This window comes from Polaromonas sp. OV174 (assembly GCF_900112285.1).
Lineage (GTDB): Bacteria > Pseudomonadota > Gammaproteobacteria > Burkholderiales > Burkholderiaceae_C > Polaromonas.
In genome coordinates this window covers 88,523-114,824 of record NZ_FOKZ01000003.1, presented here as the reverse complement: position 1 = coordinate 114,824, position 26,302 = coordinate 88,523, and the positions used below count along the sequence as shown (strand labels likewise).

General features: G+C 60.6%; 24 protein-coding genes. 23 read left to right on the top strand and 1 reads right to left on the bottom strand.

What is annotated here, in order from left to right:
• Positions 1 to 3 precede the first annotated feature (3 nt).
• From BM160_RS03930 to BM160_RS03860, 15 genes are all read left to right on the top strand, one after another.
• Positions 4 to 1,035, top strand: a complete 1,032-nt coding sequence (locus BM160_RS03930; RefSeq protein WP_092000811.1) for a MucB/RseB C-terminal domain-containing protein — start codon at positions 4 to 6, stop codon at positions 1,033 to 1,035.
• A 139-nt stretch (positions 1,036 to 1,174) separates the two neighbouring features.
• Positions 1,175 to 2,632 carry a DegQ family serine endoprotease gene (locus BM160_RS03925; protein ID WP_092001243.1) on the top strand — a complete coding sequence of 486 codons (1,458 nt, stop codon included), beginning with the start codon at positions 1,175 to 1,177 and terminating at the stop codon, positions 2,630 to 2,632.
• 572 nt (positions 2,633 to 3,204) lie between these two features.
• On the top strand, positions 3,205 to 5,016 hold the full coding sequence (gene lepA / locus BM160_RS03920; RefSeq protein ID WP_092000808.1) for a translation elongation factor 4: 1,812 nt from the start codon (positions 3,205 to 3,207) through the stop codon (positions 5,014 to 5,016).
• A gap of 11 nt (positions 5,017 to 5,027) precedes the next feature.
• Positions 5,028 to 5,993 (top strand): signal peptidase I, encoded by a 966-nt coding sequence (gene lepB / locus BM160_RS03915; RefSeq protein WP_092001240.1) that lies wholly within the window; start codon positions 5,028 to 5,030, stop codon positions 5,991 to 5,993.
• A gap of 83 nt (positions 5,994 to 6,076) precedes the next feature.
• Positions 6,077 to 6,418 carry a DUF4845 domain-containing protein gene (locus BM160_RS03910; protein WP_092000806.1) on the top strand — a complete coding sequence of 114 codons (342 nt, stop codon included), beginning with the start codon at positions 6,077 to 6,079 and terminating at the stop codon, positions 6,416 to 6,418.
• Positions 6,419 to 7,120 carry a ribonuclease III gene (rnc, locus tag BM160_RS03905; protein WP_092000802.1) on the top strand — a complete coding sequence of 234 codons (702 nt, stop codon included), beginning with the start codon at positions 6,419 to 6,421 and terminating at the stop codon, positions 7,118 to 7,120.
• 52 nt (positions 7,121 to 7,172) lie between these two features.
• Positions 7,173 to 8,210, top strand: a complete 1,038-nt coding sequence (gene era / locus BM160_RS03900) for a GTPase Era (RefSeq protein ID WP_092000799.1) — start codon at positions 7,173 to 7,175, stop codon at positions 8,208 to 8,210.
• 145 nt (positions 8,211 to 8,355) lie between these two features.
• On the top strand, positions 8,356 to 9,105 hold the full coding sequence (recO, locus tag BM160_RS03895; RefSeq protein ID WP_092000796.1) for a DNA repair protein RecO: 750 nt from the start codon (positions 8,356 to 8,358) through the stop codon (positions 9,103 to 9,105).
• Between the two features lie 18 nt (positions 9,106 to 9,123).
• On the top strand, positions 9,124 to 9,933 hold the full coding sequence (locus tag BM160_RS03890; protein WP_092000793.1) for a pyridoxine 5'-phosphate synthase: 810 nt from the start codon (positions 9,124 to 9,126) through the stop codon (positions 9,931 to 9,933).
• A 133-nt stretch (positions 9,934 to 10,066) separates the two neighbouring features.
• Positions 10,067 to 10,471, top strand: coding sequence for a holo-ACP synthase (gene acpS / locus BM160_RS03885; RefSeq protein WP_092000790.1), 405 nt, complete (start codon positions 10,067 to 10,069; stop codon positions 10,469 to 10,471).
• A 4-nt stretch (positions 10,472 to 10,475) separates the two neighbouring features.
• The gene (nagZ, locus tag BM160_RS03880) at positions 10,476 to 11,546 is read left to right on the top strand and encodes a beta-N-acetylhexosaminidase (protein ID WP_092000786.1); all 1,071 of its coding nucleotides are present in this window, start codon (positions 10,476 to 10,478) and stop codon (positions 11,544 to 11,546) included.
• A gap of 184 nt (positions 11,547 to 11,730) precedes the next feature.
• Positions 11,731 to 12,651 carry a glycine betaine ABC transporter substrate-binding protein OsmF gene (locus tag BM160_RS03875; protein WP_092000783.1) on the top strand — a complete coding sequence of 307 codons (921 nt, stop codon included), beginning with the start codon at positions 11,731 to 11,733 and terminating at the stop codon, positions 12,649 to 12,651.
• 39 nt (positions 12,652 to 12,690) lie between these two features.
• Positions 12,691 to 13,899 (top strand): ABC transporter permease, encoded by a 1,209-nt coding sequence (locus BM160_RS03870; protein WP_255368613.1) that lies wholly within the window; start codon positions 12,691 to 12,693, stop codon positions 13,897 to 13,899.
• Positions 13,896 to 14,855, top strand: coding sequence for an ABC transporter ATP-binding protein (locus BM160_RS03865; RefSeq protein ID WP_092000780.1), 960 nt, complete (start codon positions 13,896 to 13,898; stop codon positions 14,853 to 14,855). Before BM160_RS03870 ends, BM160_RS03865 begins: the two co-directional genes overlap by 4 nt.
• Positions 14,848 to 15,582 (top strand): ABC transporter permease, encoded by a 735-nt coding sequence (locus BM160_RS03860; protein ID WP_092000777.1) that lies wholly within the window; start codon positions 14,848 to 14,850, stop codon positions 15,580 to 15,582. Before BM160_RS03865 ends, BM160_RS03860 begins: the two co-directional genes overlap by 8 nt.
• A gap of 45 nt (positions 15,583 to 15,627) precedes the next feature.
• Here the strand turns inward: BM160_RS03860 and BM160_RS03855 are convergent, their stop codons facing one another.
• The gene (locus tag BM160_RS03855) at positions 15,628 to 16,404 is read right to left on the bottom strand and encodes a GntR family transcriptional regulator (protein WP_092000774.1); all 777 of its coding nucleotides are present in this window, start codon (positions 16,402 to 16,404) and stop codon (positions 15,628 to 15,630) included.
• Positions 16,405 to 16,587: 183 nt separating this feature from the next.
• Between BM160_RS03855 and BM160_RS03850 the strand changes: the two genes are divergently transcribed.
• The 8 genes from BM160_RS03850 to BM160_RS03815 all read left to right on the top strand — a co-directional run bounded on the left by BM160_RS03850 (position 16,588) and on the right by BM160_RS03815 (position 26,292).
• Positions 16,588 to 17,355, top strand: coding sequence for an SDR family NAD(P)-dependent oxidoreductase (locus tag BM160_RS03850; protein WP_092000771.1), 768 nt, complete (start codon positions 16,588 to 16,590; stop codon positions 17,353 to 17,355).
• An 8-nt stretch (positions 17,356 to 17,363) separates the two neighbouring features.
• Positions 17,364 to 18,137, top strand: a complete 774-nt coding sequence (locus BM160_RS03845; RefSeq protein ID WP_092000768.1) for an SDR family oxidoreductase — start codon at positions 17,364 to 17,366, stop codon at positions 18,135 to 18,137.
• On the top strand, positions 18,137 to 19,030 hold the full coding sequence (locus BM160_RS03840) for a beta-keto acid cleavage family enzyme (RefSeq protein WP_092001234.1): 894 nt from the start codon (positions 18,137 to 18,139) through the stop codon (positions 19,028 to 19,030). The genes BM160_RS03845 and BM160_RS03840 overlap by 1 nt, the downstream gene beginning before the upstream one ends.
• Positions 19,031 to 19,067: 37 nt before the next feature.
• Positions 19,068 to 21,143, top strand: coding sequence for a hydantoinase/oxoprolinase family protein (locus BM160_RS03835; protein WP_092000765.1), 2,076 nt, complete (start codon positions 19,068 to 19,070; stop codon positions 21,141 to 21,143).
• A gap of 16 nt (positions 21,144 to 21,159) precedes the next feature.
• Positions 21,160 to 22,962 (top strand): hydantoinase B/oxoprolinase family protein, encoded by a 1,803-nt coding sequence (locus BM160_RS03830; RefSeq protein WP_092000761.1) that lies wholly within the window; start codon positions 21,160 to 21,162, stop codon positions 22,960 to 22,962.
• A 43-nt stretch (positions 22,963 to 23,005) separates the two neighbouring features.
• Entirely contained in the window at positions 23,006 to 24,082 is a 1,077-nt protein-coding gene (locus BM160_RS03825) for a porin (protein WP_177218901.1), read from the top strand.
• 64 nt (positions 24,083 to 24,146) lie between these two features.
• Positions 24,147 to 25,127 (top strand): Bug family tripartite tricarboxylate transporter substrate binding protein, encoded by a 981-nt coding sequence (locus BM160_RS03820; protein ID WP_218156580.1) that lies wholly within the window; start codon positions 24,147 to 24,149, stop codon positions 25,125 to 25,127.
• A gap of 25 nt (positions 25,128 to 25,152) precedes the next feature.
• Positions 25,153 to 26,292, top strand: a complete 1,140-nt coding sequence (locus BM160_RS03815) for a serine hydrolase domain-containing protein (protein ID WP_092000752.1) — start codon at positions 25,153 to 25,155, stop codon at positions 26,290 to 26,292.
• Positions 26,293 to 26,302 lie beyond the last annotated feature (10 nt).

The following is a 26,302-nucleotide window of genomic DNA, read 5'->3' as shown; positions in this document are numbered from 1 at the left end:
CATATGCTCATGAATTTCAAGTGTTTTAGGGCTCTAGCCCTTATTGCATATGCGCTGACAGCTATTAATTATGTAGCTGCGCAGAGCCCCGCGCAGTCTTCGGCCGCGCCGGCCGAATCCAGGAGCCTGAATGACTGGTTGCTACGCATGCATGAGGCATCAAGAAACCGTGCCTACATCGGAACCTTTGTGGTGTCATCGGGCGGGATCATGTCCAGCGCCAAAATCTGGCATGCGTGCGAAGGCAATCAGCAGGTGGACAGGGTTGAAACCCTGACGGGCTCGCCGCGCTCGATCTTTCGGCATAACGATCAGGTACTGACCTTCATGCCTGAGCACAAGGTGGTGCGTAGCGAAAAGCGCGAATCCCTGGGGATGTTTCCCCAATTGTTTCAGTCTGCCGACAGCCAAATCGCCAATTTCTACAAGGTCAAGCTGGAAGGGGCCGATCGCGTGGCCGGCGTCGAGGCCGACGTCATCAGGCTGGCTCCCAAAGACAAAATGCGCTTTGGCTATCGTGTCTGGACCGAGCGCAAAAATGGTCTGGTGGTGAAGCTGCAGACGCTGGGCACCGATGGCCAGGTGCTTGAGCAGGCTGCATTTTCAGAGTTGCAGCTGGACGCGCCGGTCAAAATGGACAATCTGATTCAGATGATGGGCAAGGTCGAAGGCTATCGCGTTGACAAGCCCGTGCTGCTCAAAACCACTGCGAGCGCCGAAGGCTGGGTGCTGAAGGCGCCGGTGGCGGGCTTCAAGACCATGAGCTGCTACAAGCGCCCGGTGCTGGCCGCCACGGCGGCGGGTGCGGCGCCCGAGGAAGCATCTTTGCAATGGATTTTCTCCGATGGCCTGGCGGCGGTCTCCATCTTCATCGAGCCTTTTGATCGCCAGCGCCACGACAAGGCCTCTAGTCTTTCTCTCGGGGCAACCCAGACCATGACCAGGCAGCTTGATGCCTACTGGATCACCGTCATGGGTGAGGTTCCCATGAGCACCTTGCGCCTCTTTGCCAGCGGACTGGAACACAAGAAGTAATAAAACCGGTGTTTGCCGCCGCAATGCCACCAGAAGTTTGCACAATACAAGAGTGCTCAGCGCGCTCTTGCTTGCCTGATTCCGTTTTTTGTCGATGAGTCGACTTGCCTGACTTTCCCTATTTATGAAAAGGCTGATGATGCTTGAATTGAACTGGAACCCTTTGCGCCCTTTTCTGGCGGCGAGTCTGATGGCTGTTGTTGCCACGACGGCCGTGTTGCCTGTCGCCCCGGCGTGGGCGCAAACTCGAACGCTGCCAGACTTTACCGATCTGGTGGAGCAGGTGGGGCCGTCGGTGGTCAACATCCGTACCCTGGAAAAAGTCAAGGCATCGGGCGCGGGCGGCGTTGACGAACAAATGCTGGAGTTTTTCAAGCGCTTCGGCATTCCCGTGCCACCCAATCTGCCGCGCGCTCCGCGCCCGGATCGCAATCAGCCGGATGAAGAGCAGCCGCGTGGCGTAGGTTCGGGTTTCGTTCTCACGGCCGACGGCTTCATCATGACCAATGCCCATGTGGTCGATGGCGCTGATGAGGTCATCGTTACCTTGCCTGACAAGCGTGAATTCAAGGCCAAGATCATTGGAGCCGACAAGCGCAGCGACGTGGCTGTGGTCAAGATTGAGGCCGCTGGCCTGCCCGCCGTGAAAATTGGCGATATCAATCGCCTGAAGGTGGGCGAGTGGGTGATGGCGATCGGATCGCCGTTTGGCCTTGAAAATACCGTGACGGCAGGGATCGTCAGCGCCAAACAACGCGATACCGGCGACTACCTGCCTTTCATCCAGACCGATGTGGCCATCAACCCTGGCAATTCGGGCGGCCCCCTGATCAATATGCGGGGGGAAGTCGTGGGTATCAACAGCCAGATTTACTCTCGTTCCGGCGGCTTCCAGGGCATCTCTTTTTCGATTCCCATTGACGAGGCAACGCGCGTGTCCGATCAGCTGCGCAGCAGCGGCAAGGTCACACGCGGCCGCATCGGCGTGCAGATTGATCAAGTCACCAAGGAGGTGGCAGAGTCCATAGGGCTGGGCAAGGTTCAAGGCGCTTTGGTGCGCGGCATTGAAAGCGGCGCGCCTGCAGAAAAGGCCGGCATTGAAGCCGGCGACATCATCATCAAGTTTGATGGCAAGTCGATTGAAAAACCCAGCGACCTGCCGCGCCTGGTCGGTAACGTCAAGCCCGGCACCAAGTCCGTGGTGACCGTGTTCAGGCGCGGCGCCACCAAAGATCTGACGGTCGTGATTGCCGAAGTCGAGGCGGACAAGCCCGCTCGCAAAGCTTCGGATCCGGAGTCTAAAGCGCCAGTGACTGGGGCGGCACAAGCCCTGGGCATGGCGGTCAGCGAGTTGACTGATGCGCAGAAGAAGGAGCTCAAGATCAAGGGCGGCGTCACTGTGGATGCCGTTGAAGGTGGGGCGGCCCGCGCCGGACTGCGTGAAGGCGATGTGATTGTGGCGGTTGCCAACACCGAAATCACCAACGTCAAGGAGTTCGAAGCTGTGCTGGCTAAAACGGTCAAGTCCAAGGCCGTGACGGTGTTGATCCGACGCGGCGAGTGGGCGCAGTACGTGGTGATTCGGCCAACGCGCTGATTGATTGAGACCTGTGGCACGGGTCTGTGACCGGTCTTTCGGGGGCTGCGCTGGATGGTTCTGGCGCCTCCTTAAACCCTCATTGCCGAGCTTATTTCTCGTCGCGCTGTCGTTGCGAGAGCGTTAAAAAATATATTTAAGTAGGAAAATGATCGAAAAAATGTTGGTGCTCGCTAACATTTGCAATTCATTTAATAGTGGATTTGGTTATAATTCATAGGATCTTTGTGATTTTTTGGCATATGTAAGTGCTTAAAGGTCACGATTTGTGTTTGATTTGGACTGTGCAGGCTTGATCCACAGCTCACCCACAAGTTGTCCACGGTGAAACAGTATAAAATTGTGCATAAGTTGTGCATAAGATTCCTGTTGCTAGTCTGCAACGTCAAAAATATGGCCGTTTTGGGGCTGTTCGTGACTGGCTTTTTGCCTACAATGAAGTCCCAACTATCGCAGTTGCCATAGATTGTTGGTTCAGGGCGCGTCACCACTCGACGCGCCCTTTTTTATGGTCCTTGCGAAGAATCCCCAATCTCTTCGTAATATTTTCAAGTACTTAGGCGTTCTCGTTGATGAATCACATCAGAAATTTTTCGATCATTGCGCATATTGATCACGGTAAATCCACTCTCGCAGACCGCCTAATTCAGCGCTGTGGTGGCTTGCAGGATCGAGAGATGAGTGCGCAGGTGCTTGATTCAATGGACATCGAAAAAGAGCGTGGGATAACCATCAAGGCGCAGACCGCTGCGCTGAAGTACAAGGCACTCGATGGCCAGATCTACAACCTCAATCTGATCGATACACCGGGCCATGTCGACTTCTCTTATGAAGTGAGCCGGTCGCTCTCCGCGTGCGAAGGTGCGTTGCTGGTCGTCGATGCCAGCCAGGGTGTTGAGGCGCAGACCGTGGCCAATTGCTATACCGCGCTGGACCTGGGTGTGACGGTTGTGCCGGTACTCAACAAAATGGATTTGCCGCAGGCCGACCCCGACAATGCCAAGCAGGAAATCGAGGATGTGATTGGCATCGATGCAGCTGACGCGATTCCCTGCAGCGCCAAGACCGGCATGGGCATTGACGAGATTCTGGAAGCCGTTGTGGCCCGTATTCCGCCACCCAATGGCAATCCCGATGCGGCCCTGCGCGCCATGATTATTGACAGCTGGTATGACGCCTACGTGGGCGTGGTCATGCTGGTGCGCGTGGTGGACGGGCGGCTCGCCAGGGGCGACCGCATCAAACTCATGGCCAGCGAGGCGACCTACAACGCCGAGCAGTTGGGTGTTTTTACCCCGCACAATGAGCCGCGCCAGTCACTAGAAGCCGGCGAAGTGGGTTTTGTGATTGCCGGTATCAAGGAGCTTCAGGCGGCGCGCGTGGGCGACACCATCACCCTGATCAAGGGTGGCACGGGTGGTGCGGCTTTCACCGCCACGGAGGCCTTGCCCGGCTTCAAGGAAATCCAGCCACAGGTGTTTGCGGGTCTTTATCCCTCGGAGGCAAGTGAGTACGAGTCGCTGCGCGACGCGCTGGAAAAACTCAAACTCAATGATGCTTCGCTGCATTACGAGCCGGAAGTCAGCGAGGCCCTCGGTTTTGGCTTCCGTTGCGGTTTCCTGGGCCTGCTTCACATGGAAATCGTCCAGGAGCGGCTGGAGCGGGAGTTTGACCAGGATCTGATCACGACGGCACCCAGTGTGGTGTACGAGGTGCTCAAGGCCGATGGCGAGCTGATCAAGGTTGAAAATCCCTCGAAGATTCCCGACGGAGGGCGCATCAACGAAATCCGTGAGCCCATAGTCACCGTGCATCTTTATATGCCGCAAGACTATGTGGGTGCGGTCATGACACTGGCCAACCAAAAGCGTGGCGTGCAGATGAACATGGCCTACCACGGCAAGCAGGTCATGCTGACCTACGAGATGCCGCTGGGCGAGATCGTGCTTGATTTCTTTGACAAGCTTAAATCCGTCTCGCGCGGCTATGCCTCGATGGATTACGAGTTCAAGGAATTCCGCGCCTCCGACGTGGTGAAGGTCGACATTTTGCTGAACGGCGACAAAGTCGATGCCCTTTCCATCATCGTTCACCGCAGCCAGTCGGCCTACCGTGGACGGGCCGTGGTGGCCAAGATGCGCGAAATCATTTCGCGTCAGCAGTTCGACGTGGCGATCCAGGCGGCCATTGGCGCCAATATTATTGCCCGTGAGACAATCAAGGCGCTTCGTAAAAACGTGATCGCCAAATGCTACGGCGGCGATATTTCACGCAAAAAGAAGCTTCTCGAAAAACAAAAGGCGGGTAAAAAACGCATGAAACAAATCGGTTCGGTGGAAGTGCCCCAAGAGGCTTTCCTGGCCATATTGCAGGTAGAAGATTAATGCGCGGTGCAATGAGTTCCATCACTGCGGTGGTGTTGGCGGCCTTTGTCGGTTACGGCGCCGCCTGGTATTTTGGCGTGGTGGAAGGCAACTTTTCCCTGCTGCTGTTTCTGGCAACCGCGGTCACTGGCATCTACTGGCTGGCTGAGCGGTTTTACTTTTTGCCGCAACGGCGCCAAGCCGTTGTCGCGCTTGAAGCCAGCGCAGCAAAACGCCAGGCCGAGTTGGCCAAGATGGGTATCAACCAGGTCGACGACAACACCCGCGAAGCAAAAACCAAGCTCATCATGCAGCCCTGGTGGCTGGACTGGACCGCCGGTTTGTTCCCGGTGATCGTGGTGGTCTTTCTGTTGCGCTCCTTCCTGTTCGAGCCCTTCAAGATTCCTTCGGGCTCGATGATTCCAACCCTGTTGGTCAACGACCTGATTCTGGTGAATAAATTTCACTATGGCGTGCGCCTGCCCGTCATCAATACCAAGATTCTGGATAACCATAGCCCGCAGCGCGGCGACGTGATGGTGTTCCGTTACCCCCCCAAGCCCAGCCTGGACTACATCAAGCGTGTGGTTGGCGTGCCCGGCGACGAGGTGGCTTATCTGAACAAGAAGCTCACCATCAACGGCAAGCCTTTGCCCAAGACGCCCTTGGCCGATTTCTTCGATGTGGACGCACTGCGTTACGCCAAGCAGTTTGAGGAAACCAACGGCGACAGGACTTATCGCCTGCTCAACGACGACGACCGCCCAGCCTTCATTGCCGGTGCTGACAATTTTCCCTACAAGGAAAACTGCCGCTACAGCAGCGAAGGCGTGGTCTGCAAGGTGCCAGAAGGCCAGTACTTCATGATGGGCGACAACCGCGATAATTCGCTGGATTCCCGTTATTGGGGCTTTGTTCCCGAGAAAAATATCGTGGGTAAGGCCTTTTTTGTCTGGATGAATTTCGGCAATCTCAAGCGTATTGGCGGTTTCCAGTAGTTCTGCGGGGTGACGCTCTCGCAGCGCTCTCCCCATCAGTACTCATCGTGGTTTTGTCTTTGTTCTCATCGCACAGGAAAAAAATGAAACATCAGCAACGTGGCATCTCCTTCATCGGTCTTCTGTTTGTCGGTGGCGTACTGGCCTGCGCCGGTATCCTGGTGGCCCAAGTAGTGCCTACGCTGATAGAGTTTCAAGCCATAACCAAGGCGGCCAGCAAAGCCGCCGCTGGCAGCACGGTTCCCGAAGTGAAGTCCATTTTCGACAAGGCCGCGCAAATTGATGATATTCATTCGATTTCCGGAAAAGACCTGGAAGTGACCAAGGAAGGCGACAAAACAGTCGTCTCTTTTGCCTACACCCGGGAAATTCACATGGCGGGTCCCGCCTTCTTATTACTCAAGTACAACGGTCGATCCAAATAAGTGCGAGCCAGTGCCACCTCAAGTCCAGAACTACTGGCATTGCAAAAACGTCTGCAGCACGATTTTGCCAATCCCAAACTGCTTGCGCAGGCGCTGACGCATCGCAGCTTTTCCGCTGATCACAACGAACGTGTCGAGTTTCTGGGCGACTCCGTCCTGAATCTGGCGGTGGCCGGCCTGCTGTATGAGGAGCTGAGCCAGTTGCCCGAGGGCGATCTGTCCCGCGTGCGAGCCAATCTCGTCAAACAGGACACCCTGCACAAGCTGGCCGTGGTGCTGGGCCTGCCCGACCTGCTGCGCTTGGGCGAAGGCGAGGCCAAGTCGGGCGGGCACAAGCGCCCCTCCATCCTGGCAGACGCGCTGGAAGCGGTGATAGGCGCGGTCTACCTGGATGCTGGCTATGACAAGGCCGACGAGTTGGTGCGTCGCCTGTTCAAGGACGTGGAAATCAACCCCCAGATGCAGGCGATCGGCAAAGATCCGAAAACCGAATTGCAGGAGTGGTTGCAAGGGCGCAAAATGAATCTGCCCATTTACCGGGTGGTTGGCACCATGGGCGCGGCGCACAAGCAGACATTTGATGTGGAATGCGAGATCGCCGAATACGGCCGGGCCGAACGCGGCATCGGAGGCTCGCGGCGGGCCGGCGAGCAGGCGGCGGCGGCTGCCATGCTGGCATTTGTCAAAACATTGAAATCCTGAATCTGCGTTTCCGACGTGACACGCCGCAGCCCAACACCATTGAGTCAAAATTATGAGTACAGCTAAAAAAGAGCCCAAGCAAGCGGCGGCCACGCCATCGGCGCAACCCATAGAGCCGGGTCAAGCCCCCGATGCACTGGAGGCCATGCTGGCCCAGGCCTTGTCAGCGCGGGGCGCGGCTGAGCCAGCGGCCGAAAAGCCCCCCGTGGGTGAGCAGCGTTGCGGCCTGATTGCCATCGTCGGCAAACCCAACGTGGGCAAATCCACCTTGCTCAATGCACTGGTGGGCCAGAAGGTCAGCATCACCTCGCGCAAGGCGCAGACCACGCGCCACCGTATCACCGGCATGCGCACCGTCAACTCTACCCAGTACGTCTTTGTCGACACCCCTGGCTTTCAGACCCGGCATGGCAATGCCCTGAATCGTTCGCTGAACCGTACGGTGGTGGGCGCCGTCAATGATGTGGACCTGATTGTTTTTGTCGTCGAAGCCGGCCAGTTCAACCTGGCCGATGCCAAGGTGCTGGCGCTGCTGCCCCCCAAAACGCCGGCCATCTTGCTGGCCAACAAGTTTGACCTGATTCACCGCCGCGCCGAAATCGCCCCCTGGCTGCGTTCCATGCAGGAGCGCCACGACTTTGCCGAGTTTGTGCCCATGTCGGCCAACAATGCCAAGGACATTGAGCGACTGTTCGGCATTTGCGAAAAATACCTGCCGGTGCAGCCCTGGATGTATGGCGCCGACGAGCTGACCGACCGCAGCGACCGCTTCATGGCGGCCGAGATCATCCGCGAAAAGTTGTTCCGCCTCACCGGTGATGAGCTGCCTTACACCTCGACCGTGGTGATTGACCAGTACGGGGAAGAGGGCAATCTGCGCAAGATCGCCGCCACCATCATTGTCGAGCGCGACGGCCACAAGGGCATGATCATTGGCGAGAAGGGCGAGAAGCTCAAGCGCATAGGCACGGAAGCTCGCCATGAGCTGGAAAAGCTGACCGGCGGCAAGGTGTTTCTGGAGATCTGGGTCAAGGTCCGCTCCGGCTGGGCCGACGACGAAGCCCGTGTCAAGACCTTCGGGTATGAATGAGGCCCCCACGGTCGCTCACTGCGTGTAGCTCCCTGCCCCCCGAGGGGGCTGCTGCGCCTGCGGCCCGGCGGAGCCGGTTCCGCGGCCCCTGCTGGATTTTGCTCGCTGACTTGGCGATGAGCTGTGGATCTTTTGCCTGACACCTATGGCCAGCCTACGCATCAGTAACGAGTCCGCCTATGTGCTGCACCGTTACGACTGGAGCGAATCCAGTCTGATTCTGGAAGTGTTTACCCGCCACTATGGGCGGGTGGCGCTGGTGGCGCGCGGCGCCAAAAAACCCAGTTCCAGCTTCCGGCCGATTTTGCTGCCCATGCAGGCCCTGCACATTGCTTTCGGCGGCGATGCAGAAATCCGCAACCTCAAAAGCGCCGAATGGCAGGGCGGTCATGTCATGCCCACGGGAGACGCCTTGCTGTCGGGCTATTACCTCAATGAGTTGCTGATGCGTCTGTTGGCCCGCGATGACCCGCATCCCGTGCTGTTTGACGCCTATTCGGCCACGGTGCAATTGCTTGCCAGCCAGAGCATGGACACGCTGCAACTGGCGCTGCGGGCTTTCGAGCTGCGTCTGCTGCGCGACATCGGCTTGCTGCCCTTGCTGGATGCCGAAACGGCAACGCTGGCGCCACTTCAGCCTGACACCCGTTACGTTCTGGTCGCCGAAGCCGGCCTCAGGCAGGCCCATGACGACGACCGCGTCAGCCTGCCTGGCGCGCAGTGGCAGGCGCTGCAGCAGGCGCTCACTGACCAGTCGCTGTTTTCCGATACCGTGCGTGCCTGTATCCCTGGTTTCAACGAGCTTAAATCCCAGTTGCGTGCCATGCTGCACTACCATTGCGGTGTGAAGGTCCTGAAAACCCGGCAAATGATGATGGACCTGCAAGCCCTTTAACGACCCGAGTTCATCGCCATGATCACCGCCCAGACCCCCCAAAAACAGCTTCCCTCAAGCGCTAAAAAAACGGCCTTGTCGGTCAATATCAACAAGGTCGCGCTGCTGCGCAACACCCGCCACCTGGACATTCCCAGCGTGACGCGTGCCGCCGAGCTGTGCCTGCTGGCCGGTGCCCAGGGCATCACTGTGCATCCCAGACCCGACGAGCGGCATATCCGGGCCGATGATGTGTACGAGTTGGCGGCGCTGATGAAGGACTGGCCGCACTGCGAATTCAATATCGAGGGCAATCCCTTTCATAACCTGATGGATTTCGAGCGCAATTTGTCCGCCCGGGGCTTGCCGCTGCACCAGTGCACCTTTGTGCCGGACAGCGAGAGCCAGTTCACCAGCGACCATGGCTGGACCTTTCCGGATGACGCCGAACGCCTTCGGCCGCTGATAGAGCAAGTGCATTCACGCGGCGTGCGGGTCAGTCTGTTCATGGACCCCATTCCCGAAGCCATGGCCATGGCCAAGGCGGTGGGTGCCGACCGGGTGGAGTTCTACACCGAAAGCTATGCCCGGGCCTGGTCTGGCAAGGAAAAACACAAGGCTTTAGAGCAGTTTTCGCAGGCTGCACGAGCGGCACATGCTATTGATTTAGGAGTGAATGCCGGCCACGACCTGAACCGCGACAACCTCACGGAATTCCTGCGCGCCGTGCCCGGCGTGCTCGAAGTGTCGATAGGCCATGCGCTGATTGCCGATGCGCTGGAGCTGGGCTACGCCGCTACGGTGAAGGATTACCTGCGCTGCATCGACGAGGCGTTCCCCGTCGCTTGATGGACACGTTGTTGCATCTTCTTTTCTTTGTCAGCCGGGGCCGCGGGTCCGGCTTTGCCGGCCCGCAGGCGCAGCGGCCCCCTTGGGGGGCAGGGAGCGACACGCAGTGCGCGACCGTGGGGGCGACGTCCATATGATCTACGGCATAGGCACCGACATCTGCGACGTGCGGCGCATACGCGCCAGCCTGGAGCGCCATGGCGAGCGCTTCGCCCAAAGAATCCTCAGCGATGGCGAGCTTGTCACCTGGAAGAGCCGCAGCGCGCGCTGGCCGGATCGCGGCGTCAGCTACCTCGCCACCCGTTTTTCGGCCAAGGAGGCCTTTAGCAAGGCCATAGGCACAGGCATGCGCCTGCCCATGAGCTGGCGCCTGTGCGAGATTGCCAAGGCCGCCAGCGGCAAGCCCGAGATCGTCCTGCATGGCGGGCTCAAGACCTGGTTCGAGGCCCAGCAGCTCAGCGCCCATGTCTCCGTCACCGATGAAACCGATTACGCCGCCAGCTTTGTGGTGGTTGAATACGCAAAACAAACCCTTTAAACCCATGACTTCCCACGTATCCGAACACGCTCCCCTGATCATCGATATCGCCGGCCTGACGCTCAGCCCGGCCGACCGCCGTCGCCTGCAGCACCCGCTGACCGGCGGCATTGTGCTGTTTGGCCGCAACTGGCAAAACCGCCAGCAGCTGAGCGAACTCTGCGCCGAGATCAAAAGCATTCGCAACGACTTGCTGATCTGTGTCGACCATGAAGGCGGCCGCGTGCAGCGTTTCAAAACCGACGGTTTCACCCATTTGCCAGCCATGCGCGCCCTGGGCGAATGCTGGATCAAGGACCAGCTGGCCGCCACCAACGCCGCCACCGCCTGCGGTTATGTGCTGGGCGCCGAGCTGCGCGCCTGCGGCGTGGATTTCAGCTTCACGCCGGTGCTGGATCTGGACTTCGGCGCCAGCGGCGTCATTGGCGATCGCGCCTTCGGTCGCGACCCGCGTGTCGTGACCATGCTGGCCAAGAGCCTGATGCACGGCCTGCTGCAAAGCGGCATGGCCAACTGCGGCAAGCATTTCCCCGGCCACGGCTTCGTCAAGGCCGACTCGCACACCGAGATCCCGGTCGACAAGCGTAGCCTCAAAGCCATTTTGGCCGACGACGCCGCGCCCTACGAATGGCTTAACACCACGCTCAGCAGCGTGATGCCGGCGCATGTGATCTATCCCAAGGTGGACGCCCGCCCCACCGGTTTTTCGGAGAAGTGGCTGACCTACATCTTGCGTGGCCAGCTCGGTTTTGGCGGCGCCATTTTTAGCGACGACCTGAGCATGGCCGGCGCGCGCCTGCTTGATGGCAAGAAAGTGAGCTACACCCAGGCCGCCATCGCCGCGCTGAACGCCGGCTGCGACATGGTGCTGCTGTGCAACCAGTCGGTGGGCCAGGGCAAGCCGGTGGACGCCTTGCTTGACGGCATGGCCGAAGCCTTGCTTAAAGGCCAGTGGGAGGCGCTGGAATCCAGCGAGATGCGCCGGCTTGACCTGCTGCCCACGACGCCGGCTCATGAGTGGGACGAGTTGATGCTGCACCCGGCTTATATGCACGCCATGAGCCTGATTCCCTGAAGGCGGCGCCCGGCCAAAGCTTGCATGCTACTGATTTGGTAGCTGCTTGCACTTGTCCCTATTGGGCTGGAGGCCTTTTTTGCTTAAGAATCAGGGTTTCTGGAGCGGTGGCGGTTTCTGAGGTATCGTGTTTTCTCGTTGCTTTGCCCCTTCATTCGGCTTTGTTTAACCGGGAGTGCTCAACATGAAATCAATCCAACGCAGGGCCGTCATGCTGCTGGCCGCAGCCTTGGCGATGGGCGGAGCGCTGGCGCAGTCGGCGCCGGTGCGTGTCGGCTCCAAGATAGACACCGAGGGCAAGCTGCTGGGCAACATGATCGTGCTGGTGCTGGAGGCCAACGGCATCAAGACCGAAAACAAGGCCTCGCTGGGCAACACCAAGGTGGTGCGCGGCGCCATCACGGCCGGCGAGATTGATCTTTATCCCGAATACACCGGCAATGGCGCCTTCATGTTCGGCGAGGAGTCCAGTCCGGTCTGGAAGAACGCCAAGGCGGGCTACGAGCGTGTCAAGACCCTGGACTACGAGAAAAACAAGATCGTCTGGCTGGAGCCTGCCCCTGCCAACAACACCTGGGCGATTGCCGTGCGCAAGGATGTGGCCGCCGCTGGCAAACTCAAGACGCTGCAGGATCTGGGCCCCTGGCTGAGCGGGGGCGGACAGTTCAAGCTGGCTGCCTCGGCAGAGTTTGTGGAGCGCTCCGACGCCTTGCCGGCTTTCCAGGCCGCTTACGGCTTCAAGCTCAAACCCGAGCAGCTCCTGACGCTGGCCGGTGGCGACACGGCGGTCACCGAGCGCGCTGCGGCCGAAAAGACCTCGGGCGTCAATGCCGCCATGGCCTACGGCACGGATGGCGCGCTGGCGGCACTGGGCCTGGTGGTGCTGCAAGACCCCAAGGGCGTACAACCGATTTATGCGCCTGCGCCTATTGTTCGGGAAGAGGTGCTCAAGAACCATCCCAAGATCAAGGAGGTGCTGGCGCCGGTCTTCAAGCTGCTCGACGGCCCCACGCTGCAAGGCCTGAATGCCAAGATTCAGCTGGAAGGGCAGGACGCCAAAAAAGTCGCGGCCGACTTCCTTAAATCCAAAGGCTTGCTGAAGTAAGTCCGCCTGGTGTCGCATGCGGCCCTTTCGGCTAAGCGTTTGAACGGCGACAGCCTGCAGCGCGGCGCAGCGCCAGCCGCGCGCTGGAACCCGGCGCTGCTGGCGTTGTCGCTGGCGCTGGCGGCCGCGCTTTACGGCTTGCCCTTTTTGAGGTCCGCGCCGAATCGGCTGGTGTCGGGCGAGCCGATTTATTTTTTCGCGCTGCTGCATGGTCCGGCCTGGGTGCTGGCGGCGCTCCCGGCCATGCTGCTGTGCCTGTCTTTCTGGCCCAGCCGCCGCGCCGCCGACTGGGCGGCTGTGGCCGTGTCGTCGCTGCTGATGCCGGGCCTGGTTTGGCTGGCGGCCGCTCAAGCCGGTCTGATCGCGCAAACCCAGTCGCCGCTGGCCCGCACGTCGCTGGGCGGCGCTTTCTGGCTGGGTCTGCTGTTGGCCGGACTGATGGCTGCCGATGCCTTGCAGCGCCTGCATGCCGGGCGCGCGCTGCGCCTGCTGGTGCTGGTGGCGGTGCTGCTGCCGCTGTGCCAGATGCTGTGGGCCGGCTGGTGTGACGAGCTGTCCATCATGAAGGAATACGCCAACCGATCCGATCAGTTTGTGCAAGTGCTGGCGCGGCATTCGCAGATCGTCGGCCTGGCAATCCTGTTCACGCTGTGCCTGGGGCTGCCGCTGGGCTGGGCGGCTTACCGCCATGGCCGCGTCGGCAAGGCGCTGTTCCCACTGCTCAACGTCATCCAGACCATTCCCTCGATTGCGCTGTTCGGCCTGCTGATGGCGCCACTGGCCCTGCTGGCTGCCAGCTGGCCGGCCTTGGCCAAGGCCGGCATCAGCGGCGTGGGCCTGGCGCCCGGCGTGATTGCGCTCATCTTGTACAGCCTGCTGCCCGTGGTCAGGGGCATGCTAGCTGGCCTGCAGCAAGTGCCTTCCGGCGTGATCGAGGCAGCCCGCGGCCTGGGCATGCCGGGCTGGCAGATTTTCTGGCTGGTCGAAGCGCCGCTGGCCCTGCCCGTGGTGCTGGGCGGCGTGCGCACCGCCACCATACAGGCCGTGGGCCTGGCGGCGGTCACCGCCTTGATAGGCGCAGGCGGGCTGGGCGCCATCATGTTTGAAGGGCTTTTTGCCAATGCGCAAGACCTGGTGTTGCTGGGCGTGCTGCCCATCATCCTGATGGGGGCGCTGGCCGATCTGGGTTTCAAGGGCTTGATAGGACTGAGCCGCTTTGCCCTGCCGGGTGTGACGGTTTCTTCATGATTGAATTTCAGAATATTTCCAAGACCTACGCCACCGGGGTGCTGGCGATTGACGGGCTCAGCCTGAAGATTGAACGCGGTGAGTTTGTGGTACTGATAGGCGCCTCGGGTTCGGGCAAGTCCACCATGCTGAAGATGATCAACCGTATGGAGAGCCACGACGCCGGCAAGATTCTGTTCGATGGCCGCGAGATCTATAGCTTCAAGGTGCGCGAGCTGCGTCTGCGCATGGGCTACGCGATTCAGTCGGTCGGGCTGTTTCCGCACTGGACGGTGGCGCGCAACATTAGCGTGGTGCCGCGCATGCTGGGCTGGCCGGCGCAACAAATCAGCGAGCGCGTGAGCGCACTGCTGCAGCTGTTTGACCTGGACCCGGCCATCTACCGGACCCGCTTTCCGCACCAGCTTTCGGGTGGCCAGCAGCAGCGGGTCGGCGTGGCCCGTGCGCTGGCGGCCGATCCGGCGGTGCTGCTGATGGATGAGCCCTTTGGCGCGCTGGACCCGCTGATACGCGCCTCGCTGCAACTGGAGATGAAGCGCGTGCACCGCAGCTCGGGCAAGACCATCGTGATGGTCACGCATGACGTCGATGAGGCCCTGCGCCTGGCCACCCGCATCGTGCTGCTGGACCAGGGCCGGGTGGTGCAGACAGGTACGCCGCTGGAGCTGCTGACACAGCCCGCCAGTTCGCTGGTAGTGGACTTTGTTGGCCGCAGCGACATAGGCATCAAGCTGCTGTCGCTGCAGTCGGCGCAAAACCTGGCCAGAGCCGAAGCGCCGCTGGCGGGAGCCAGCCTGCCGGCCGAGACCACGCTGCGCGAAGCCGTGTCCTTTTTGGCCATGCACCGGCTTGCAGCGGTGAATTTGGTCAGCGACTCGGGTGTGCATGGCGGCGTGCTGCATGTGGCTGATATTTTCAGTCCACCGGCAGACCAACCGGCAGATCGGCATGGCTAGGCCGGCCAGCGACAAACTGCTGTGGGCCGTGCTGGCGCTGGCCGCACTGGTCATCGGCCTGCCGCATTCGCAGCCGCTGTTTGCGGCGCTGTTCCCTCAGCTCGAAAGGCCGGTGTACACGCAGGAGCCCTTTGCCCAGCTGCTATGGCAGCACATCGAGCTGGTTGGTGTTTCCAGTGCGGTTTCCGTGCTGTTGGGCACGGCGCTAGGCCTGTGGATCACGCGCCCGGCCGGTCAAGCGTTTCGGCCCATGGTGGAAATCGTGCTGTCCATGGGTCAGACCTTTCCGCCCGTCGCGGTGCTGGCGCTGGCCGTGCCTGTGCTGGGTTTTGGCGAATTGCCGGCACTGATGGCGCTGGCGCTTTACGGTCTGTTGCCGGTGCTGCAGGGCACGGTGACGGGGTTGCAGTCCGTGCCCGAAGCCGTGCGCCAGTCGGCCAGCGGCATGGGCATGTCGCCCTGGGAGCGTTTGTGGCAGGTCGACGTGCCGCTGGCACTACCGGTGTGGCTGGCCGGCGTACGCACCTCGGTCATCATCAACATCGGCACGGCAGCCATCGCCTCGACCGTGGGCGCCAAAACCCTGGGCTCGCCCATCATCGTCGGCCTGAGCGGCTTCAACACGGCTTATGTGCTGCAGGGCGCGCTGCTGGTGGGCATGCTGGCGGTGGTGACGGATATGGCGTTCGAGCGGCTGGCGCGGCACCTGGCCGTGCATTGGTCATAGCGATACCAACACGCTCGCTGCCCTGAAAACCTCTGTCTGCCCGCTCTAGCGTGCGGCAGGCAGGGCGTCCTGGTAATTCACCAGTATTCCCGGATGTAGCAGATCGGCACGGACTTCCTGGCGCGCCTTGGCGGCGTTCCCTTCCTGCAGCGCCTTGATGAGGTTGGCGTGGTGTGCAAGACCAACCGGGTCGAAATGCGTCGCGGCGTTCTTCGCCGCCGTCAGGCTGAAGGCAATGACCGGGGACATCCTGAGCCATAGTGCTTCGATCAGTGACAGCAGGGGCTCGTTGCCGGCGACCCTGTAGATCAGGAAGTGGAACTCCATGTTCAGCGCCACGTACAGGGGAAACTGCTGGTCTGCCAGAGCCTGTGCCATGGCTTTGTCCAGCGTGATCAGCTGGTCGATGTGGTGTTTGGACATGTGCTCGGCGGCCTGCGACGCGGCAAGGCTCTCCAGTTCCACCCGCAACTCCAGGATCTGCCTGACCACCAGCGGCGAGAGCACAGGAACCCGCGCCGAACGATTGGGCAGCGCCTCGAAGGCGCCCTCGGCGGTAAGGCGCTTCAGGGCTTCACGCACGGGCATTTCGCTGGTGCCCAGCATCTCGGCCAGCTTGGCCAGTGTGACCACTGTCCCCGGATAGAAAACCCCGCCGAGAACCGCCGTTTTCAGCGCCTGGTAGGCACGGTTTTGCGTCGTGTCTGTTTTGAATTCGGACTTCAATGGCGCCAACCGGAACGAGGGGAGCTCGTCTTTTTTGGTCTTGTGAGGCTCTTTCTTGGGAGCATCCGATTTGTCGCGCGTTCGGTTGATTTCCATAGAACTCAATTATTGCCTTGTGTGATGTTTGTCAACAACCGAGGGTAAGTCCTCAATCAGATACTTTGATCTTATTCCATATCTGTGATCAAATTAAATAATTCTGTGATCATATTTAAATAGTTTGATCGTAAAAATTTGATGAGCAATATGGGTCGTCTTGACCTCTGATGAAAGTCGCCGATGAAGCTGCAAAACAAAGTGGTGGTGGTGAGTGGTGGCTCCCAAGGCATAGGTCAGGCCATCGCTTGCCTCTATGCCAGGGAGGGTGCGCAAGTGGCGGTGCTGAGTTCGTCCAGCCTGGACAAGGCGCAGACGGTCGTTGAGCTGATCACCTCCAGGGGCGGGGTGGCCAAACCGTATGTCTGTGATGTCCGTGATCCGGCGCAGATCAAGACCTTGCTGGCCGATGTCGAGCGCGAGCTGGGGCCGGTAGACATCCTGCTGAATGCGGCAGGTGTCTTTTTCCCGACGCCCGCAGGCGATACGCCGGCCGCAGAGGCGGCCAAGCTGGTGGATATCAACCTGATGGGCACCTGGAACATGGTCAGCGCCGTGGCCGCCGGCATGAAGCAGCGCGGTTGGGGCAAGATCATTTGCTTGGCATCGGTCGCGGCCGTCTATGGTGTGCCTGGCTTTGCTTTGTACTGCGCATCAAAGGCGGCCATCGTGCAAATGGTGCGCGCGCTGGCTTTGGAGCTGGCACCGCACGGCATTCAGATCAATGCGATTTCACCCGGCAATACGGCAAGCCCGATGAATGCTGCGATGCGCAGCGACCCGGCGGCCATGAAGGCCATCACTGCGGCCACACCTAGCGGGCGTGCGTTTTCCGACGTGGAAGATATCGCGGCGGTTGCCCTGTTTCTGGCCAGCGATGACAGCCGTGCTATGCATGGCAGCTGCCTGCTGGCGGACGAAGGCATCTCCGCCGGCATGGCCGCGCAGTGAGTACGGCCATGCAGCAGTCCGTCACGGAAACCGTACTTGTTACCGGCGGCGCCGATAGCGTCGGCCGGGTGATCGCCGAGGCGTTCGCCGCTGGTGGCCACAAGGTTCACATCTGCGACGTCAACGCAGAAGCGCTGTCGCAAACGCTGGCCGCCAACCCTGGCATGCAGGGAACGCTTGCCGATGTCAGCGACCCCGCCGCGGTTGCCAGGGTATTTGCGGAATCTCGCCAGTGGCTGGGCGATGTCAGCGTGCTGGTGAATAACGTGGGCATTGGCGGGCCGCGTGGAAACATCGAAGACCTGGACGTGGCGCAGTGGCAGAGAACGCTGGACGTGAATGTGAGCGGCATGCTGTATTGCATGCAGCAAGCCATCCCTGGCATGAAGGCTAAGCGGCATGGCGTGATCCTGAATTTCTCCACCGGCTCCACCCGCACGCGCTTGCCCATGCGCACCGCCTACGTGGCATCGAAGTTCGCGGTCGAAGGGCTGACCCTGAACGCCGCCCGCGAACTCGGTCCCTTCAACATTCGCTGCAACGCGATCTTGCCGGGTGCCATCAACAACCTGCGCATGCGAAAAATCATTTCCGACCGGGCCGCCGTGCTGGCGCTTCCCATCGACGAGGTGACGCGCGACGTCCTGAAATACATCTCGATGAAGACCATGGTCGAGCCCTCAGAGATCGCTGACATGGTGCTGTTTCTTGCATCGGGCGCGGCAGCAAAAGTGACGGGTGAACTGGTATCTGTCAGTGGCAATGTTGAATGGGAAGAATGATGATGAAAAAAGTAGTGTTGACCTGTGCCGTAAGCGGCAATGCACCGTTTAACCCCAAACACCCGGATTTCCCGATTTCACCGGCGGACATTGCACGCAACTGCGTCGAAGCCGCCAGGGCGGGCGCTTCGGTGGTGCATATCCATGTGCGCGATCAGGTCACCAAACTGGGCTCGCGGGACCCGCAGCTGTTTCGCGAGGTGGTTGACCGCATTCGCGCCAGTGGTGTTGACATTGTGATCAACCTGACTTGTGGGCACGGCGCATTCTTTCTGCCCGATCCCGAGGACGAATCGCGCGGCCTGCCTGGCAGCGACATGCTGCCGGCGGCGCAACGCATGGTGCATCTGGCCGACTGCCTGCCCGAGATTGCATCGCTTGACATCACGACATGCAACCAGGAAGAAGGTCCGGTGGAGTTTGTGTACCTCAACACAACCCGCACGCTGCGCCAGATGGCCAAGGCTTTTCAGCAGCTGGGTGTCAAGCCCGAGCTTGAGGTGTTCAGTGCCGGCGACATCCTGTTCGGCAACCAGTTGGTTCAAGAGGGCTTGATCAGCGGCGTGCCGCTCTACCAGATGGTCTTGGGCGTGAAATGGGCCGCACCGGCCAGCGCGGAAACCATCCTCTACCAAAAAGGCTTGCTGCCCGTGGGTGCCCACTGGGCTGCTTTTGGGATAGGGCGCAATCAGATGCCCATGGTGGCGCAGGCCGCGCTGCTAGGCGGCAATGTGCGCGTCGGCCTGGAGGACAACCTCTATCTGTCACGCGGCGTCTTCGCCACCAATGCGCAACTGGTCGAGCGTGCCGCCAACATCATCGAAAACATCGGTCTGAGCGTGGCCACCCCGGCCGAGGCGCGCGAGCAGCTGGGCCTGACCCGGCGCAACTGATTCCATCCGTCCGCACTGTTTTTAAAGGGAACTAGTCATGCGTTTTGCCGTCGACACCGGGGGAACATTCACGGATCTCATCGTCGAGGACGATGGCGGCGAGCTGCACATGTTCAAGGCCTCGACGACAGCGGCCGATCCGATTCGCGGCGTGATCGATGCCCTGAGCGTGGCGGGAAAAGGCTTGGGCATCAGCCTGAGGACCTTGCTGGGCCGCGGCACCATGTTCATCTATGGCACCACGCATGCCTTGAATGCGGTGCTGACGTCGAACACGGCGCGCACCGCTTTCCTGACAACGGCTGGCCATCCCGATATCCTGACACTGCGTGAAGGCGGGCGCGCGGACGCCTTTGATTTCACCGTGCCGTTTCCCCAACCTTATGTTCCCAGGTCGCTGACCTGGGAAATGGGGGGGCGCATTTTGGCCGATGGGCGTGAGCTGGCGCCGCTTGACGAGGCCTGCGTTATAGAAACCATTCAGGCGATGAAGGCGCGCCAGGTAGAAGCGGTCGCGGTATGCCTGCTCTGGTCTATCGCCAACCCGGCCCACGAGTTGAGGATAGGCGAGCTGCTGGCGGCTCACATGCCGGGCATTCCCTTCACGCTGTCACATCGGCTCAACCCGACACTGCGTGAATACCGCCGCGCATCTTCTAGCTGCATTGATGCCTCTTTAAAACCGATGATGACCGCCTATCTGGCTAGCTTGTCCGAAAGGCTGGCCGCCGAGGGCTTTTCTGGACGCACGCTGGTGGTGACTTCCCAGGGCGGCGTGATGGATGCGGGCCAAGCGGCCGCAGCGCCCATCTACCTCGTCAACTCAGGGCCATCCATGGCGCCGGTTTCCGGGCGGTATTTTGCCGATGTTGACGAGCAGACCGATACCGCCATCATCGCCGACACCGGTGGCACCACCTATGACGTCAGCCTGGTCAGGCGCGGGGTCGTGCCGTGGACGCGTGAGTCCTGGATCGGCCAGCCTTACAGCGGCCACATGACTGGCTTTGCCTCAGTCGATGTCACCAGCGTTGGCGCGGGTGGTGGCTCGCTGGCCTGGGTAGATGACGCGGGCATGTTGCGCGTCGGCCCGCAAAGCGCGGGCTCCCTGCCGGGTCCGGCCTGCTATGGCCGTGGCGGCGAGCGGCCCACCGTCACCGATGCGTCTGTGGTACTGGGTCATCTGGATCCGGAATTTTTCCTCGGTGGTGCCATGAAGCTTGACCGCATGGCGGCTCACCGCGCCATCGAACAGCATGTGTCGGGCCCGCTGGAGCTATCGGTTGAAGAGGCGGCCTGCGCCATCATTGAACTGGCGACCGAAAACATGGTGCAGGCCATACTCACCATCTCGGTCAACCAGGGCATTGATCCCGGTAGCGCGATCCTGATCGGCGGCGGTGGTGCAGCGGGATTGAACTCGGTGCTGATCGCCAGGCGCCTGCAGTCACCCAGGCTATTGATTCCTCAGGTTGGCGCCGCACTGTCGGCCGCTGGGGCGGTGATCTCTGATTTGTCGATGCGCTTTCAAGGCATGCTGTACACGCGCAGCAATGCGTTTGACCACGACGCGGTGAACCGGGTGCTGGCCGGACTGGAGGCACAGTGCGAGGCCTTCATTCGGGAGCAGGCCTATGGTTCCGATCAACACACGGTTGAATTCTGGGCCGAGGCGCGCTATGCCGACCAGGTCTGGGAAATCAATGTCGCCCTGCCGGCCAGCCGCATCCACGGTACGGCTGAACTGGCGGCCTTGATGGAGACCTTTCATCGCACCCATGAAGAGCTTTTTGCGGTGCGCGATGACGCGGCTGAGATTGAAATCATCGGCTGGGGCGCAACAGTGGCTTGCCGGGTTCGCGGTGGCGCAAGTGGCCTGCAGCTCAAAAGCAGCGCCGATGTGGCGAAGCCGCCGCGATCGCGCCGGGCCTATTTTGCGGGGCATGGGCATGTGGATGCCGCTGTCTACCGCTTCGAGTCGCTCCAGTCGGGTCAAGAACTGCGCGGTCCGGCGCTCGTCGAATCTTCGTTCACAACGGTGGTGATCAATCCGGGCGCCACGGCGCAAAAGCGGGCCTCAGGCTCGCTGTCCATCGTGCCTGGCCATGACTGAACGCCAAGGAAATTTCATGTCAAACACCACCAGACCTTCGAGTCAATCCAATGGCGTCAGGCTGGCCCTGCTGTCCAACCGTTTCGAAGGCATCGCACGCAAGATGTCCAACACGCTGCTGCGTTCGTCGCGCTCCGGCGTCATCAACATGGCGCGCGATTTTTCGTGCTGCATTGTGACGCGAGAGCACGAGTTGCTGGCCGCCGCCGAGGGGCTGCCCATACATGTGCTATCGGGTCCTGACCTGATGGCGCGTTCCATGCTGGAGTTTCATCCCCGGATTGAACAAGGCGATGCTTTCTTGCACAACTCGCCCTATCACGGCTGTTCGCACCCGGCTGATCACACCATTCTTGTTCCCGTCGTCGACGCGCAAGGCATCCATCGCTACACGGTGCTGGCCAAAGCCCACCAGGCCGATTGCGGCAACTCGCAGCCCACCACCTACATGGGTACGGCCAGGGACATCTATGAAGAAGGCGCGCTGATTTTTCCCGCTGTGAAAGTGCAAACCGGCTACCAGGATATCAACGACATCATCCGTATGTGCCGCATGCGTATCCGCGTGCCAGAACAATGGTATGGCGACTACCTCGCCATGGTCGGTGCCGCGCGCATCGGTGAACGCGAGTTGCTGGCGCTGGGCGAAGAACTGGGTTGGGACAAGCTGCACGCCTATGAGCAGGACTACTTCAACTACAGCGAAAAACGGATGGTGGCAGCGATTCGCTCCATGCCTGAAGGCCGCGTGACACGCACCAGCATCCATGACGCCTTGCCCGGAATGAATGAGGAGGGCATCCCCATCCGTGTCGATGTGAGCGTGTTGGCAGAGCAGGGGCTGATCGAGGTGGACCTTCGCCACAATCCGGATTGCCTGCCGGTCGGACTGAATCTCTCCGAGTCCTGCGCCCGCACATCCGCGATGGTGGGTGTTTTCAACAGCATCGATCATTCGGTACCCAAGAATGCCGGTAGCTTTCGGCGCCTGAAGGTGCAGCTGCGCGAAAACTGCATCGCGGGCATTCCGCTTCACCCGACCTCCTGCTCCGCTGCCACCACCAATATCGCCGACCGTGTGGCCAATGCGGTGCAAAGCGCCATAGCCAGTCTGGCCGATGGCTTCGGGCTGGCCGAGTGTGGCGGCGTGATTCCTGCGGGCGGCGGTGTGGTCTCCGGCCTTGATCCGGTCACGGGCAAGCCCTTCGTCAACCAGGTGATCATTGGCGTCACAGGCGGCGCTGGCGCTCCTTCAGCCGACGCCTGGCAACTGATTGGCCATGTCGGCAACGCCGGAAAAATGTTCATAGACAGCATTGAACTCGACGAACTGCGCCAGCCCTTGTACATCCACCAGCGGCGCTTCCTCCAAGACACGGAGGGCGCCGGCAAGCATGTAGGCGCGTCCAGCCTGTATTCGGAGTTTGGCCCTGTCGGGCAGAACAGCATCAACGTCGCCTATGGCTGCGATGGTGCCGTCAACGCGGCACAAGGCGCGCGCGGCGGCCTGTCCGGGTTCAAGGCCAGCCAGGGCAAGCGTGGCGCCGATGGGCAGACACAGGTCTTGCCTGCCTGGGGCCAGGTCACGCTGCAAGCGCATGAGCGTGTGTTTTCTTCGTCCAGCGGCGGCGGCGGCTATGGCCCGCCACACCTTCGCGATCCCGCAAAGGTCGCGCATGAGGTGGCCGAACGCTGGATCAGCGCGGATCGTGCGCATGTCGTCTATCGCGTGGTGCTGCGGCAAGACGGCTCGCTTGATGCTGCACAGACCGCAACGTTACGGCGTGCTTTGTCTGCCGATTCGCCCGAGGCGCTCTGACGCCAGGTCTTTTTCCACCCTCCCTCAACGCCAAGGAGTTTTCGTGAACCCATCGACCGTCCCTGTGTCCCGTTTTCATTTGAACCGCGTCAATGCCGCGCTTCAGTTACTGACCCTGGCTGCCATCTCGATGGGCGCCGTGGGAGCCCATGCCCAGTCATCCGTCAGTATCTCGGGTGCACTGGACGGTGGCATTGCCTACGTCACGACCGACAGGTATTCGCAATTCCAGACTGCCAGCGGAAGCATTGCGGCGAGCAGTCTGGTGTTTCAAGGAAAAGAAGATCTGGGCGGCGGCTATGCCGCCAGCTTTTTGCTGCGCTCCCTGTATGTTCTTTCAACCGGAGCCACCTCGGGCAGCAAGCTGTTTGGTTCTGAAGCCAAGGTGGGGCTTGAAGGCCCATTTGGTAAGGTCGAATTGGGGCGGTTGTTCAGTCCGACGCACCAGACGCTGGTGTTCAAGGCACCGTCGCAGTCCAATTTCGCCGGCGCCTTCAACCTGGCCATTGGCGGCTACTCTCCTTATTGGGACAATTCCGTTCGCTACACCAGCCCCGGTTTCAGCGGGGTGAATTTCATCGCCCAGCACAGCACCAGCATCTTGGATGCGGAATCACCCGCACCCAACAAGAAAAATGGCGTGGGCACGGCCCTGGCGGTCAACTATGTGCAGGGCGCTGTCGACCTCACCGGTGTCGTCGAGCAGGTGGCTACCCAAAAGCTGCCGGCAACTGACTATTCGGTGACCCGCGGCACCCTGATGGGGACCTACGACTTTGGTGTCGTCAAGGCGCATGCGGGTTATCTCAGCGAGAAATACTCTGGTCAGGGCGTGCCGCTTGATTTCAATCTGAGCATTCTGGGTGCTAGTTTGCCGATTTCGCCGGCGCTCAAGTTGAGCGTCGAGTTTGGTCACAAGCGTTTCCAGAATTCGCCGAGCAAGACTGACTTCGTTGGTCTGGGTATTTTTTACAGCCTGTCCAAACGCACCGTGGTTTACTCGGAGATTGCCGACATCCGGAACAAGGGCGTTTCCCGTCAATCGGTATACCGGGGCATCACGGTGCTTCCTGGCGAAAACACCGCCGGCTACACGGTCGGCATGCGTCACACCTTCTGAAGCATGCGAAGGCTTTTCGTCCCGAGTTCTGATTTAGTTCGGCAATCCCCTACCGGAGGTTCACATGAAGCTCTCTAAGCGCTTGTTCATGGCAGTCCTTGTTCCCTTTGTGCTGATTGGCCTGGTGCCGCAAGCCCAGGCGGAAACCTGGCCCTCAAAACCCGTGCGCATCATTGTTCCGTTCGGGCCGGGCGGCACGGCCGATGTGTTCACCAGGCTGATGGCCCAGCATCTGCAGACCGCGCTGGGACAGGCCGTTGTCATCGACAACCGGCCCGGTGGCAACTTCGCCATAGGCACCGAAGCCGTGGCCAAGTCGCCAGCCGATGGTTACAACCTTGTGCTGGTGACGAGTTCCCACACGCTGGTGGAGGCGCTTGGCGTGAATCGGCAAAAGTATCAGTTGATGCGTGACCTCACGCCCGTCGCCGCCTTGAGCAATGCACAAGGTGTGCTGGTGGTTCACCCTTCGGTGCCGGCGAACTCGGTCAAGGAACTGATCGCACTCGCCAAATCCCAGCCGAACAAGCTGAACTACGGCTCATCCGGTACGGGCAGCATGCTGCATCTGGAGGCCGAATTGTTCGACTCCATGGCCGGAACCAAAATGACCCACGTTCCTTATAAAGTGGGCAGTGGCGCGCGCATAGATCTGCTGGCAGGGCGTTTGCAACTGATGTTCGACACACTTGACGGTGCCGCACCTTACGTGCGCAGCGGAAAGTTGCGCGCACTCGGAACGACGGGCAAGACCCGGTCGCTGGCCTTGCCAGACGTGCCTACATTGTCCGAAGCAGGCGTGCCCGGCTATGAGGTACAGGTGGTGATAGGCCTCATGGCGCCGGCGGGTACGCCCAAACCGGTTGTAGACAGGCTCAATGCCGAGATCAACAAGATCATCACGCGGCCTGATGTGCGTGAGGCATGGGCCAAGTCGGACGGCCAGGTGCTGGTGATGTCGCCCGAGGAACTTGGCAAGACTCTCAGCGCTGAAGTTGAAAAATGGACCGATCTCGTCAAGACTGCCAACATCAAGCTAGATTGAGCCACCAACAGTTTGAGGGAAATCCATGAAGACAACAGCCGCCACGTTTGCCATTGAGGGCCATTGCGATGCGGCGTTTGCTGCGCTGGCGCAGGCTCTGGAGCTCAATATGGCTGCCGGGCAGGAAGTTGGCTGCGCGGTCGCCGTGGTGATCGATGGTGAAACCGTCGTCGACCTGTGGGCGGGTCATAGAGACCGTGCCCGCAGCCAGCCCTGGACGGCTGACACCATCACCGACATGAAGTCGGTGGGTAAATCCATTTATACGCTCAATATCCTGCGTTTGGTGGGGCTTGGGCAGATGCAGCTGGATGCGCCGGTGGCGCAGTACTGGCCCGCATTTGGCCAGGCGGGCAAGGAAAGCATCACGGTTCGCCTTCTCCTGGGCCATCTCGCCGGATTACCGTATCCCGATGCTGCGCCGCTGGGCTCGCTGTACCAGCCCGGTGTCGTCAACAAGGCGCTGGAAGCGCAGGCGCCCGAGTGGCCACCCGGCACGCAGGCCTGCTATCACTCCTTCACCTTTCCGCTTTTGTGTGCCGAGCTGCTCAGGCAGGCGACGGGCCGCAGCGCGCGCGATCTGCACCGTGATGGCATCGCGAGACCGCTGGGTGCTGAATACTGGCTGGGCCTGGAAGATGCGCAGCATGGCCTGTGCGCCGACTACCTGGAAACGCCGGGCACGCCCAGCCTGGAAGGGATGAAGCGCAACCCCGATTCGCCGCTTTATCGCGCATGGCGCCCCTTGCCGCGCGAGGAAGACTACAACTCAGCAGACTGGCGGCGTTACGCCGGTCATGGCAATGCCCGCGGCATGGCTCGCATTTACGCCGCGCTGGCCTGTGGCGGTACCCTGGATGGCTACGAGGTGGTTCATAGAGACGTGTTGGCGGAGGCCACGCAACAAGGCGGCTGGGAGGGCATGGATTACATGACCAAGCGCCCTTTCAGCATGGGTCTCGGTTTCATGCGCGCTGGCCCGGCATTTTCGATAGGGCAGGGCAAAAGAAACTTTGGTCACCCCGGCATGGGCGGCGCCATCGCGTTTGCCGATCCGGACCGGCGCATGAGTTTCAGCTATTGCCCCAACCGGATGTCACCCGTTGCCGACACCGGGCCATGGGCTAGCGCCCTGATCCATGCGACCTATGCTTCTTTAGCCTGACCTTGCCGGT